This is a genomic window from Pseudomonas sp. F2, assembly GCF_057174385.1.
The window spans coordinates 4,285,326-4,297,756 of record NZ_CM169904.1 but is presented as its reverse complement, the minus strand read 5'-3'; the positions used below and the strand labels follow the sequence as shown (position 1 = coordinate 4,297,756).

The 12,431-nt window shown below is 61.3% G+C and carries 12 protein-coding genes; 8 read left to right on the top strand and 4 right to left on the bottom strand.

Going from position 1 to position 12,431, the window contains the following annotated elements; all coding sequences use genetic code 11:
- Positions 1-16: 16 nt before the first annotated feature.
- On the bottom strand, positions 17-1,585 hold the full coding sequence (locus AC193Q_RS19410; RefSeq protein WP_095668020.1) for a phospholipase D family protein: 1,569 nt from the start codon (positions 1,583-1,585) through the stop codon (positions 17-19).
- 60 nt (positions 1,586-1,645) lie between these two features.
- Positions 1,646-3,067, bottom strand: coding sequence for an aminotransferase-like domain-containing protein (locus AC193Q_RS19405; RefSeq protein WP_483878704.1), 1,422 nt, complete (start codon positions 3,065-3,067; stop codon positions 1,646-1,648).
- A 179-nt stretch (positions 3,068-3,246) separates the two neighbouring features.
- Between AC193Q_RS19405 and AC193Q_RS19400 the strand changes: the two genes are divergently transcribed.
- Positions 3,247-3,492, top strand: coding sequence for a DUF1127 domain-containing protein (locus AC193Q_RS19400; protein WP_095668022.1), 246 nt, complete (start codon positions 3,247-3,249; stop codon positions 3,490-3,492).
- 141 nt (positions 3,493-3,633) lie between these two features.
- Here AC193Q_RS19400 and AC193Q_RS19395 read toward each other — a convergent pair whose 3' ends face one another.
- On the bottom strand, positions 3,634-4,944 hold the full coding sequence (locus AC193Q_RS19395) for an NAD(P)/FAD-dependent oxidoreductase (protein WP_483878703.1): 1,311 nt from the start codon (positions 4,942-4,944) through the stop codon (positions 3,634-3,636).
- A 147-nt stretch (positions 4,945-5,091) separates the two neighbouring features.
- Between AC193Q_RS19395 and AC193Q_RS19390 the strand changes: the two genes are divergently transcribed.
- The gene (locus tag AC193Q_RS19390) at positions 5,092-5,445 is read left to right on the top strand and encodes a YkgJ family cysteine cluster protein (RefSeq protein ID WP_041072178.1); all 354 of its coding nucleotides are present in this window, start codon (positions 5,092-5,094) and stop codon (positions 5,443-5,445) included.
- A gap of 142 nt (positions 5,446-5,587) precedes the next feature.
- Here AC193Q_RS19390 and AC193Q_RS19385 read toward each other — a convergent pair whose 3' ends face one another.
- Positions 5,588-6,076, bottom strand: a complete 489-nt coding sequence (locus AC193Q_RS19385; protein WP_003177284.1) for an Lrp/AsnC ligand binding domain-containing protein — start codon at positions 6,074-6,076, stop codon at positions 5,588-5,590.
- Positions 6,077-6,232: 156 nt separating this feature from the next.
- Here AC193Q_RS19385 and dadA point away from each other — a divergent pair, with 156 nt between their 5' ends.
- The 6 genes from dadA to AC193Q_RS19355 all read left to right on the top strand — a co-directional run bounded on the left by dadA (position 6,233) and on the right by AC193Q_RS19355 (position 12,324).
- A complete protein-coding gene (dadA, locus tag AC193Q_RS19380; protein ID WP_025112723.1) occupies positions 6,233-7,537 on the top strand; it encodes a D-amino acid dehydrogenase in 1,305 nt (434 codons plus the stop codon).
- On the top strand, positions 7,509-7,862 hold the full coding sequence (locus tag AC193Q_RS19375; protein ID WP_041071962.1) for a RidA family protein: 354 nt from the start codon (positions 7,509-7,511) through the stop codon (positions 7,860-7,862). Before dadA ends, AC193Q_RS19375 begins: the two co-directional genes overlap by 29 nt.
- 94 nt (positions 7,863-7,956) lie before the next feature.
- Positions 7,957-9,030, top strand: a complete 1,074-nt coding sequence (alr, locus tag AC193Q_RS19370) for an alanine racemase (RefSeq protein ID WP_121182610.1) — start codon at positions 7,957-7,959, stop codon at positions 9,028-9,030.
- A gap of 88 nt (positions 9,031-9,118) precedes the next feature.
- Positions 9,119-9,667, top strand: coding sequence for a cupin domain-containing protein (locus tag AC193Q_RS19365; protein WP_007920393.1), 549 nt, complete (start codon positions 9,119-9,121; stop codon positions 9,665-9,667).
- Between the two features lie 182 nt (positions 9,668-9,849).
- Positions 9,850-10,266: a c-type cytochrome gene (locus tag AC193Q_RS19360; RefSeq protein ID WP_041071964.1), complete on the top strand. Its 417-nt coding sequence runs from the start codon at positions 9,850-9,852 to the stop codon at positions 10,264-10,266.
- Between the two features lie 135 nt (positions 10,267-10,401).
- A complete protein-coding gene (locus AC193Q_RS19355) occupies positions 10,402-12,324 on the top strand; it encodes an acetyl-CoA hydrolase/transferase C-terminal domain-containing protein (RefSeq protein WP_483878702.1) in 1,923 nt (640 codons plus the stop codon).
- Positions 12,325-12,431 lie beyond the last annotated feature (107 nt).

The window sequence follows — 12,431 nt, the reverse complement described above, 5'->3', positions numbered from 1 at the left end:
TGAGTTTTCAATTCGACTACAGCATGCGTTCCAGGCCCACCGTGGTGCTGAACCACGCATTGAAGCGCCGCCACCAGCTCCCGGGTTCCTGGGTCAGCGTGTGCATCTGACCGTTGTCCTCGGTCACCCAGACAATCTTGCCATCCTGCAATTTCGCCTGATAACTCAGGGCTGGCGCCATGCCTTGCAGCGCCAGTTCGCGCACGTGTCCGGCCAGCTCCGGGCTGTCCACCAGCACCCCGACTTCGGTGTTCCACAACACTGAGCGCGGATCGAAGTTGAACGAGCCGATGAACGCTTTCTGTCGATCGAAAATCATCGCCTTGCTGTGCAGGCTGGAATCCGAACCACGGAACGACTTGCTGTAAAACAAATGCGGCCCGCTGCCATAGTTATCCCCAGGCTGACGGCGCAGCTCATACAGTTTCACACCGTGTTCCAGCAACGCCTTGCGATACGGCGCATAACCTCCGTGCACCGCCGGCACATCGGTGGCTTGCAGCGAATTGGTCAGCAGGCTCACCGAGACCCCGGCGTCGGCGCGTCCGGTCAGGTACACCAGCCCCGGCTGGCCGGGCACGAAGTACGCCGAAATCATGATCAACTCTTTGCTGACGCCGCGCAGTTCCGGCGCCAGTTGCGTGGTCAGCAGCAGTTGCGGATCCGGCTCGTCCTTGGCCAGCACCTTGCTTGGCGCGTCCCACAGTGCCTGGTTCCAGGCCCAGATCAGTTCCTTGCGCCAGATATCCATGCGCGGCGCGGTCTTGAACGTCATCAACTGTTGATACAGCGCGTGGTTCTGTTTGCGGGTTTCATCCAGCGATTCTTCCAGGCGCGTGCGGGTGTTTTGCAGGTCTTTGATGCTCGGTTTGCTGGAGAGGAATTCGTCGATCGGCTTGCTCAGCGCACTGTTCCAGTACTGGTCGAAACTGTGCCCGAGCTGTTCAGCCACCGGGCCCACGCTGAGCATGTCGATGTCGGTGAAATTCAGGTTCGGCTCGGCATCGAAGTACTCGTCGCCCAGATTGCGCCCGCCGACGATGGCCACGCTGTTGTCCGCCAGAAACAGTTTGTTGTGCATGCGCCGGTGTTGCAGCGACAGGTTGAACAGGCGTCCGGCTGCGCGGGTCACGCCGGTGCTGCGACCCAGGTGCAGCGGGTTGAACAGGCGAATCTGGATTTGTGGGTGCGCCGCCAGCGTGGCGATGATCGTGTCCAGACCGTCGCTGGTGGTGTCATCGAGCAGGATGCGTACGCGCACGCCGCGGTCGGCAGCCTTGAGCAGTTCTTCCACCAGCATCCGCGTGCTGACACCGTCGTGAACGATGTAGTACTGCAAGTCGAGGCTGGTTTGCGCATTGCGGATCAGCTCGGCGCGCGCGGTGAACGCTTCAGTGCTGTTGGACAGCAAGCGGAAGCCGGAACGGCCCTGATAGGGCGCGGCCTGGGCCTGGATCGAGCGGCCGAAGCTGGACTTCGACGCAGGCAAGGCCTGGCTCGGCTCACGGGGTACATCAAGGCTGGCGCAGCCGCTCAGGAGCGAGGCGAACATCAGCAAAGCGAGTAGGGGCTGTCTGAAGCTCACGTAGGAACGTTCCGGTCGGCTGCAAAGGTCGGCATATGGACGCTGATCACTCGAAAAAGGTCAGTCGGCTTCGGCCAGTAGTTTGATCGCCGCTGCGCCGACCTTGCGCACCGCTTCTTCGATCTGCGGTGTCGGTTTGGCAGCGTAGTTCATTCGCAGGCAATTGCGGTACTTGCCCGAGGCGGAAAAGATGCTGCCCACGGCGATCTGTACGCCTTGGTCATGCAACGCACGATTGAGTTTCAGCGTATCGAAACCCTCCGGCAATTCGACCCAGAGCATGAAGCTGCCCTGTGGACGGCTGGCGCGGGTGCCGGTCGGAAAATAGCGAGTGACCCAGTCGATCATGATGTCGCGATTACGCTGGTATTGCGTGCGCATCCGCCGCAAATGCGGTTCGAAGTGCCCGGACTTGAGAAATTCTGCGATGGCAATCTGCGGCTGCGGCGCGGTGGAACCGGTGCTGATGTATTTCATGTGCAGCACCCGTTCCAGATACCGTCCCGGCGCGACCCAACCGATGCGCAGCCCCGGCGCCAGAGTCTTGGAAAACGAACTGCACAGCAGCACGCGACCATCCTCGTCGAAGGATTTGATCGTGCGCGGTCGCGGGTAGGTGTAAGCCAGTTCGCCATACACGTCGTCCTCGATGATCGCCACGTCGAAACGCTGCGCCAGCGTCAACAACGCGCGTTTGCGCGACTCCGGCATGATGTAGCCCAGCGGGTTGTTGCAGTTGGGGGTGATCTGGATGACCTTGATCGGCCACTGCTCCAGCGCCAGTTCCAGCGCTTCGAGGCTGATGCCGGTCAGTGGATCGGTGGGGATTTCCAGGGCTTTCATGCCCAGCCCTTTGAGGGTCTGCATGGCGCCGTGGAAGCTCGGCGAATCCACCGCGACGATATCGCCCGGCTCGCAGATCGCGTGGATGCTGGTGGACAGCGCTTCGTGGCAACCGGTGGTGATCACCAGATCGCTGGCGCTCAACTGGCAGCCGGAATCGAGCATCAGTCGGGCGATCTGTTCGCGCAGTTCGAGGGTGCCGTGGATGTTGTCGTAATACAGCCCGGGCATGTCCTGCCGGCGGCTGATCCGCGCCAGCCCGCGCAGCAGTGGTTTCAGGGTGGGCGTGGTCACGTCGGGCATGCCGCGACCCAGTTGCACCACGTCCTTGCGCGGTACCGCGCGAATCAGCTCCAGCACTTGATCCCACTGCGAAATCTCCACCGGCCGCTGCGCCGGACGGCCGACGGCAGGCAGCTCCGGCAGCTCGCGACCGACCGGCACAAAGTAGCCTGACTTGGGTTTCGGCGTTGCCAGGCCGCTGTCTTCAAGCATGCGATAGGCCTGCTGCACGGTGCTCAGGCTGACCCCGTGTTCTACGCTCAGGGCGCGCACCGAAGGCAGGCGATCACCGGGACGGTAGAAGCCTTGTTCGATGCGGGTGCCGAGCAGCTCGGCGAGGTTCACATACAGGGTCATGGCACTGCCTCGATGCAGGTGATTCGTTAAACCAGTACAGATGCAGCAAAAATCGGTAATTCAGTCTCAGGAATGGCAAATCTGTATGGAGTTAATACAGATGTGTTGAATCTGTAATGCTTTTGCCGACCCGCGCATCATGGAATCTCTGGCTACCCAAGTAAACAGGAGCGACAAAAATGAACGGCTTGAGCGATGTGCGGCTGACGTTACACAGTCAGGAACTGGCGGCAGGGCAGGAGGACAGCGCTTGGAATAGCGTCATGCGCAACGCGCCCTCCGGCCTGAGTCGCTGGGGCCTGTTCTGGCATCGTCTGCACACGCGCAAGGCGCTTTTGAACCTGACGCCGGAGCAGCTCAAAGATATTGGGCTGACCCGGGAGCAGGCGCAGGAGGAGGGGTTGAAGCCGTTCTGGCGGATCTGAAACCTGTATTTTTCTGGCGGGCCTCATCGCTGGCAAGCCAGCTCCCACAGTAATTTGGTGTTCACAATATTTGTATTCGCCGCAAAAACCTGTGGGAGCTGGCTTGCCAGCGATGGCGGCTTCAAGGACGCAGCAAAAACATCAGACCAACTCTTTGAGCCGATGCCACAACATCCCCAACGCCAGCAACGGCGAGCGCAAATGCTTGCCGCCGGGGAAGGTGATGTGCGGCACCTTGGCAAACAGATCAAAGCCACCGCTGTGCTGCCCGCTGATCGCCTCGGCGAGCAGCTTGCCCGCCAGGTGCGTGGCATTCACTCCGTGCCCGGAGTAGGCCTGGGCGTAATACACGTTCGGCTGGTCTTTGAGTCGGCCAATCTGCGGCAGCCGGTTGGCACCGATGCCGATCATCCCGCCCCATTGATAGTCGATCTTCACGCCTGCCAGTTGTGGAAACACTTCGAGCATCTTCGGTTGCATGTAGGCGCCGATGTCCTTCGGATCACGCCCGGAATAATGGCAGGCACCGCCGAACAGCAGGCGCCGATCCGCCGAGAGCCGGTAGTAATCCAGCGCCACCCGCTGGTCGCAGACCGCCATGTTTTGCGGCAGCAGGCTGTGCGCCTGGGTTTCGCTCAACGGTTCAGTGGCGATGATGTAGCTGCCGGCCGGGAGCACTTTGCCGCTGAGTTGCGGATTGAGGTCGTTGAGGTAAGCATTGCAGCCCAGCACCAGGGTTTTCGCCCGCACTGAACCTTGAGCGGTGTGGACGCGAACCTCGGTGCCGTAATCGATCCGCGTCACCGCCGATTGCTCGAACAGCTTCACACCCAATTGCTGTGCGGCAGCGGCTTCGCCCAGCGCCAGATTCAGCGGGTGCAAATGCCCGGAACCCATGTCGATCAAGCCACCGACGTAGCGTTTGGAGCCGACCACGGTGTGCATTTCATCCGCTTGCAGCAGACGGGTTTCGTAGTGATAACCGAGGCCACGCAGTTCTTCGGCGTCTTCGGCAAAGCCTTCGAGATCGGCCGGTTTGTTGGCGAGGTCGCAATAGCCCCAGGTCAGATCGCACGGGATCTGAAAGCGCTCGACGCGCTGGCGGACGATTTCAACTGCTTCCAGGCCCATCAGTTTCATCTGGCGTACACCGTCAGCGCCGATGACGTTGCTGAACTGATCGAGACCGTGGCCGACCCCGCGAATCAACTGTCCGCCGTTGCGGCCACTGGCGCCCCAGCCGATCCGGTGCGCTTCCAGCAACACCACGCTGAGGCCGCGTTCGGCCAGCTCCAGCGCGGTGTTCAGCCCGGAGAAGCCGCCGCCGACCACGCACACGTCCGCCGTCAGCTCGCCTTGCAGCGCCGGATGGTCAGGCTGCGGCAGGCTGCTGGCGGCGTAGTAAGAGGCAACGTGGGGTTGGCTCGCGAAGGTTCGGGCGCGGGCATTCATGGGCATCATCCAACGGCTGAGTGTCGAGAAAATTTGACGGAGCATAAGCCGCACGCCCGAGCACGGGCAACACTGGTCGGCCGTTGCTGTCTGGATCACGGCTTTTGCGGCACAATTGCCGCCTATTTCATGTGGGTTACCGTTTCGATGAGTTGCAATCGCCAGACCCTTCGCGACCTGCGTCAGCAGATCCCCACGTTCGACTGCGTGCCGGGCTGTCACGATTGCTGCGGGCCGGTGACGACCTCGCCGGAAGAAATGTCGCGACTGCCGCGCAAGACACGCGCCGAACAGGATGCGGCGATGGAAGAGCTGAACTGTGTGCACCTGGGGCCCAATGGTTGCACGGTGTATGGCGAGCGGCCGTTGATTTGTCGCTTGTTCGGTACCACCAAAACCCTGCCGTGCCCGAACGGGCGGGGGCCGGTGGAGCTGATTCATCCACGGGTGGAAAAGCAGATCTTCGAGTACATGGCTTCGAACCGGCAGGTGCTGGTTTAGCGCAATTGCTGGAACTGAGTCGACCCAATCGCTGGCAAGCCAGCTCCCACAGTGATCGTTGTCGTTCGCAGAATATCTGTTGACCACTGAACCTGTGGGAGCTGGCTTGCCAGCGATGGGGCCGGATCAGGCAGCACAAATCTCAGTCCGGAATCGGCAGGCTCAGGCTCTCCTTCACCTCTTCCATCACGATATAGCTTTTGGACTCACGCACATGCGGCAGCTTCAACAGAATGTCGCCCAACAGCTTGCGGTACGAAGCCATCTCGGAAATCCGCGCCTTCACCAGATAGTCGAAATCCCCTGACACCAGATGGCATTCCAGCACGTGCGGCAGTTTCAGCACCGCGCGGCGGAACTCCTCGAACGTGTCGCCGGATTTGTAGTCGAGGCTGATCTCGACGAACACCAGCAGGCTACCTTTCAAGTGCTGCGGATTCAGGCGGGCGTTGTAGCCCATGATGATTCCCTCACGCTCCAGCCGTCGCACCCGCTCAGTGCACGGCGTGGTGGACAAACCGACCTTCTCCCCGAGTTCGGTAAACGATATGCGCCCGTCTGCCTGCAGGATCCGCAAGATGTTGCGGTCGATCTTGTCCAGCTCACGTTTGGTCTGAGTGTTGGTACGCATAGGGGATGCGCCTCCGTGAAAAGGGTTTTTGCCGAGAATTGTCGCCAAATATAGGCGCTTATATAGTGAAATGCACTGGCCATTCTTTTTTACACTGCGCGCATCATTGCTCTAACAACAGACGTACGCGGCCCTGCCGCGATGAGGGATACAAAAATGCGCGTAATGGTCTTGGGTAGCGGCGTCATCGGTACCGCCAGTGCTTACTATCTGGCCCGTGCCGGGTTTGAAGTGGTGGTGGTCGACCGGCAGCCAGCCGTGGCCATGGAGACCAGTTTCGCCAACGCCGGCCAGGTGTCGCCGGGTTATGCCTCGCCGTGGGCCGCGCCGGGCGTGCCGCTCAAGGCCATCAAATGGCTGCTGCAGCGCCACGCGCCGCTGGCGATCAAGGCCACCGCTGACATTGACCAGTACCTGTGGATGGCGCAGATGCTGCGCAACTGCACTGCCAGCCGTTACGCGGTGAACAAGGAGCGCATGGTGCGTCTGTCCGAGTACAGCCGCGACTGCCTCGACGAACTGCGCGCCGAAACCGGCATCGCCTACGAAGGCCGCAGCCTGGGCACCACGCAACTGTTCCGCACCCAGGCGCAGCTGGATGGCGCCGCCAAAGACATCGCCGTGTTGAAAGAATCCGGCGTGCCGTTTGAAGTCCTTGACCGCGCCGGCATTGCCCGCGTCGAGCCGGCGCTGGCCAATGTCACCGATATCCTCGCCGGCGCTCTGCGTCTGCCGAACGACCAGACCGGCGACTGCCAGATGTTTACCACGCGCCTGGCGGAAATGGCCGTGAAACTCGGTGTGGAATTCCGCTTCGGCCAGGATATCCAGCGCCTCGACTACGCCGGCGACCGCATCAATGGCGTGTGGATCGACGGTAAGCTGGAAACCGCCGACCGCTATGTGCTGGCCCTCGGCAGCTACTCGCCGCAGTTGCTCAAGCCGCTGGGCATCAAGGCCCCGGTGTATCCGCTCAAGGGCTACTCGCTGACCGTGCCGATCACCAACCCGGACATGGCCCCGACTTCGACCATTCTCGACGAGACCTACAAGGTCGCGATCACCCGTTTCGACAACCGCATCCGCGTCGGCGGCATGGCGGAAATCGCCGGTTTTGACCTGTCGCTCAACCCGCGTCGGCGCGAAACCCTGGAGATGATCGTCAACGACCTTTATCCTCAGGGCGGCAATCTGGCCGAGGCGAGCTTCTGGACCGGTTTGCGTCCGACCACGCCGGACGGTACACCAATCGTGGGTGCCACACCGTTCAAGAACCTGTTCCTCAACACCGGTCACGGCACCCTGGGTTGGACCATGGCGTGCGGTTCCGGTCGTTTGCTGGCCGATCTGATGGCGAAGAAAAAGCCGCAGATCAGCGCCGAAGGCCTCGATATTTCCCGTTACGGCAACAAGCCTCAGGAGTCCGCAAAACATGGCAATCCAGCGCCAGCTCACCAATGAGCGCATGAGTCAGATCGTTACCCACAACGGCACCGTGTATCTGGCCGGTCAGGTCGGCGATGACTTCAACGCCGGGGTCGAACAGCAGACCCGCGACGTGCTCGCCAACATCGAGCGTTTGCTGGATCTGGCAGGGACTGACAAGCAGCATCTGCTGTCGGCGACGATCTACCTGAACGACATCGAGGCGCACTTTGCCGGGATGAACTCGGTGTGGGATCAGTGGCTGCCCAAAGGCGCCGCCCCGGCCCGCGCCACCGTCGAAGCGAAGATGGCCAAGCCGAGCATCCTGGTCGAGATTTCCATCGTCGCCGCGTTGCCGTAACCGTTTCAAAGATCCCTCTCCCGGCGCTGTTGGCGGTTCACGCCGTCAGCCAGCGCCGGTTTTTATTCCCATGACCGCCTAGAAGTCTGCCGCCATGCGTCCTGCCCGTGCCCTGATCGACCTAGAAGCCCTGCGCCACAACTACCGAATTGCCCGCGAAGTCACTGGCGCCAAGGCGCTGGCGGTGATCAAGGCTGATGCCTACGGGCACGGCGCGGTGCGTTGCGCCCAGGCGCTGGAAGCCGAGGCCGACGGGTTCGCCGTCGCCTGCATCGAAGAAGCACTGGAGCTGCGCGCGGCGGGCATCAAGGCCCCGGTGCTGTTGCTCGAAGGCATTTTCGAAGCCGATGAACTGGCGCTGATCGTCGAGCATGATTTCTGGTGCGTGGTGCATTCGTTGTGGCAGCTCGAAGCCATCGAGCAGGCGGCATTGAGCAAACCGATCACCGTGTGGTTGAAGCTCGATTCCGGGATGCACCGTGTGGGCCTGCATCCGAAGGATTACGCGGCGGCCTATCAGCGCCTGCTGGCCAGCGGCAAAGTGGCGAAGATCGTGCTGATGAGCCACTTCGCCCGCGCCGATGAGTTGCACGAGCAGAGCAGCGCCGATCAGGTCGCGGTGTTCGAAGCGGCGCGTCAGGGCCTGACGGCCGAAGTCAGCCTGCGCAACTCGCCAGCGGTGCTCGGTTGGCCGCAGATCCCCAGCGACTGGGTACGCCCGGGCATCATGCTCTATGGCGCCACCCCGTTCGAAGAAGCCAACGCCGTGGCCGAGCGCCTGCAACCGGTGATGACCCTCGAATCGAAAGTCATCTGCGTGCGTGAATTGCCCGCCGGCGAGCCGATCGGCTACGGCGCCAAATTCATTACCGACAAGCCGATGCGCATCGGCGTGGTGGCCATGGGGTATGCCGACGGCTACCCGCGTCAGGCACCGACCGGCACGCCAGTGCTGGTGGCCGGTAAACGCAGCCGGATTCTTGGCCGTGTGTCGATGGACATGCTGTGCATCGACCTCACTGAGGTGCCGGAAGCAGAACTCGGGTCGACCGTCGAGCTGTGGGGCAAAAACATCCTCGCCAGCGAAGTGGCGCAGTGGGCGGACACCATTCCGTACCAGATATTCTGCAACCTGCGTCGGGTGCCAAGGCTCTATTCCGAGGGTTGACGCCGCTGCGGGGGCCAAGTGTTGTAAATACTGAACGCTGTCGCCATGATAACGCTCAATATTCTTACAACATCAGGAGGCTCCCGCCTTGGACGTCGGTGAACGACTGCAATCGATCCGCAAGCTCAAAGGGCTTTCCCAGCGTGAACTCGCCAAACGCGCGGGCGTCACCAACAGCACCATTTCGATGATCGAAAAGAACAGCGTCAGCCCTTCGATCAGTTCGCTGAGGAAGGTACTGGGCGGGATTCCCATGTCCATGGTCGAGTTCTTTTCCGAAGAAATCCTGCAGGAAGTCCCGACCCAGATCGTCTACAAGGCCAACGAGCTGATCGACATCTCCGACGGCGCGGTGACCATGAAGCTGGTCGGCCGCGCGCACCCGAGCCGGGCCATCGCATTCCTCAACGAAATCTACCCGCCCGGCGCCGATACCGGCGAAGAAATGCTCACCCATGAAGGCGAGGAAACCGGGATTCTGGTGGAAGGTCGTCTGGAACTGGTGGTGGGGCTGGAAACTTTTATTCTCGAAGCCGGCGACAGCTACTATTTTGAAAGTACCAAGCCGCACCGTTTCCGTAATCCGTTCGACGCGCCTGCGCGACTAATCAGCGCAGCCACGCCGGCGAATTTTTAAACACAGAGGCGCCAGGCCATGACGGCGAAGGCATCCGAAGAGTTTTTCCACTGCGCGGTATAACCCCTTCGACTATGGGGTTGTTTCAGTGTGGCGGGCTACCCGCTATACTTGCGCCCGCCTGCGAACCGTGGCCGCAGGCGTGAATAGCCACCATTGAGGGTGAACGCGTGAACCTAATTATGAAAATGCTGGCCGCACCAGCAACCGTACTGGCCCTCTGGGCTGTCAGCGCTCAAGCTGCGACGAATGACGACATTGCCAAGCGCCTCGAGCCAGTGGGCCAGGTGTGCGTTCAGGGGCAGGAATGCAAAGGAATGGAAGTCGCTGCCTCTGCGGGCGGCGGCGGTGGTGCGAAGACCCCGGATGAAGTGATTGCAAAACATTGCAACGCTTGCCACGGCACTGGTTTGTTGGGCGCCCCGAAAATCGGTGACACCGCCGCCTGGAAAGACCGCGCCGATCATCAGGGCGGCCTCGACGGCATCCTGGCCAAAGCCATCACCGGCATCAACTCCATGCCACCCAAAGGCACCTGTGCCGATTGCTCGGATGACGAGTTGAAAGGCGCGATCCAGAAGATGTCCGGCCTGAAATAAGCCGCGCTTCTGACGAAAAAGACCGTCTTCGGACGGTTTTTTTGTGCCTGCGATTCGCGACGTGGGCTGTCCTTTGCAGCAAAGTCGAGGCAAGCTCGGTCTACCTCTATTCACGGAACGGGCAGGAGGCTACAGATGGTGCAGTTGTGTTCGATCGAACAGGCGGTGGACGAGGTGCTCGCACGCTTGCCGGCGCATATCCACATGGGCATGCCGCTGGGGCTGGGCAAGCCCAATCACTTCGTCAACGCGCTGTACCGGCGCATCAAGGGCCTGCCCGAACGGCAACTGACCATGTACACCGCGCTGTGCCTGGGGCGGCCGACGCTGGGCGACGGTCTGCAGAAGCGCTTCATCGAACCCTTCGTCGAGCGTGTATTCGGTGATTACCCCGAATTCGATTTCCTCACCGACCTGCGCCGCGACAGCTTGCCCGCCAACATCCGCATCGAACAGTTCTTCATGCAGCCCGGCAGCCTGCTCAACAGCGCGCCGGCCCAGCAGGATTACGTCAGCAGCAACTACAGCCACGCCGCCCGCGACATCAATGCCGCCGGCCTCAATCTGGTGGCGCAGTTACTTGCCAGCAGCAGCGAACATCCCGATCGGTTGAGCCTGAGCTGCAACCCGGACATCACCCTCGACCTGCTGCCGATGATCGCCAAGCGCCGTGATGCCGGGGAGACCATTCTGCTGGTGGGTCAGGTGCACACCGACCTGCCGTACATGCCCGGCGATGCCGAAGTCGATATCGACACCTTCGACCTGCTGATCGACGCGAAGGACAGCAGCACGCTGTTTTCCACGCCGAACATGCCGGTGGGCTTTCAGGATCATTTCATCGGTTTGCACGCCAGCACGCTGGTGCGCGACGGCGGCACCTTGCAGATCGGCATCGGCTCGATGGGCGATGCGCTGACCGCCGCACTGCTGGCACGGCAGGCGGACAACGCCGGTTATCAGGCCCTGCTCAATGACATCAATCTCAGCCAGTGGGCGCAGTTGATCGAACGCGAGGGCGGCACCACGCCATTCGCCAAAGGCCTGTATGGCTGCAGTGAGATGTTCGTCAATGGTTTGCTGGTGCTGGCCGATGCCGGGATCATCCGGCGCAAAGTCTACCCCGACATGCAGACTCAGGAGCAGGCCAACGCCGGCACCCTCGATGAAGCGGCGCAGACCGATGGCATCTCGGTGCACGGTGGCTTCTTCCTCGGCCCGCGCAGTTTCTACGAGCGCCTGCGCGAGTTACCGCAGAGCAAGCGCCTCGAATTCAACATGACCCGCATCAGCTACATCAACGAGCTGTACGGTCAGGAAGAGCTCAAGCGCTTGCAGCGCCTCGATGCCCGGTTCATCAACACCGTATTCACCATGACCCTGATGGGCGCGGGTGTGGCCGATCAACTGGAAGACGGGCGGGTGCTCAGCGGGGTTGGCGGGCAATACAACTTCGTCGCCCAAGGCCACGCGCTGCACGATGCGCGCTCGATTCTGATCCTGCGCAGCTGGCGCGAGTCCGGCGGCGAGGTCAGTTCGAACATTGTCTGGGAGTACGGCCACTGCACGATTCCACGGCACCTGCGTGACATCGTGGTCACCGAGTACGGCATCGCCGACCTGCGCGGCAAGTCCGATGCGGTAGTGATCGAGTCGTTGCTCAATATCAGCGATTCACGCTTCCAGTCGGGGTTGATCGAGCAGGCACAAAAGGTCGGCAAGCTGCCGAAGGACTTCCGCCTCGATCCGCGATTTGCCGACAACACCCCGCAACGCTTGCAGGCCATCGCCGCAAAGCATCCGAACCTGTTTCCGGAGTATCCGCTGGGTTGTGATTTCACCGCGATCGAGCGCGATCTGTTGCGAGCGCTGAACTGGCTGAAAAGTAAGTTCAAGCTGAGTGAGATATTGGAGCTGGGCAAGGCTGCGCTGGATGCGCCGGAGGCTGCGTTGTATCCCGAGCATCTGGAGCGGATGCAGCTGACCAGCCCGGAAGGCCTGAAAGAAGACCTGTTCCAGCGCCTGCTGCTCACCGGCCTGAAGGCCACCGCGCAATAAAAAACGACAAAAAACTGTGGGAGCGGGCTTGCCCGCGATGGCGGTGTATCAGTCAACGTGGATGTTGAAGGATAGGTCGCCATCGCTGGCAAGCCAGCTCCCACAGG

Coding starts and splice junctions, on each gene's coding strand:
- AC193Q_RS19375 (WP_041071962.1), top strand. CDS start 7,509: ATGGCAATCCAGCGCCAGCTCACCAATGAGCGCATGAGTCAGATCGTT.
- AC193Q_RS19400 (WP_095668022.1), top strand. CDS start 3,247: ATGAACGGCTTGAGCGATGTGCGGCTGACGTTACACAGTCAGGAACTG.
- AC193Q_RS19360 (WP_041071964.1), top strand. CDS start 9,850: ATGAAAATGCTGGCCGCACCAGCAACCGTACTGGCCCTCTGGGCTGTC.
- AC193Q_RS19355 (WP_483878702.1), top strand. CDS start 10,402: ATGGTGCAGTTGTGTTCGATCGAACAGGCGGTGGACGAGGTGCTCGCA.
- AC193Q_RS19390 (WP_041072178.1), top strand. CDS start 5,092: ATGAGTTGCAATCGCCAGACCCTTCGCGACCTGCGTCAGCAGATCCCC.
- AC193Q_RS19405 (WP_483878704.1), bottom strand. CDS start 3,067: ATGACCCTGTATGTGAACCTCGCCGAGCTGCTCGGCACCCGCATCGAA.
- dadA (WP_025112723.1), top strand. CDS start 6,233: ATGCGCGTAATGGTCTTGGGTAGCGGCGTCATCGGTACCGCCAGTGCT.
- AC193Q_RS19395 (WP_483878703.1), bottom strand. CDS start 4,944: ATGAATGCCCGCGCCCGAACCTTCGCGAGCCAACCCCACGTTGCCTCT.
- alr (WP_121182610.1), top strand. CDS start 7,957: ATGCGTCCTGCCCGTGCCCTGATCGACCTAGAAGCCCTGCGCCACAAC.
- AC193Q_RS19385 (WP_003177284.1), bottom strand. CDS start 6,076: ATGCGTACCAACACTCAGACCAAACGTGAGCTGGACAAGATCGACCGC.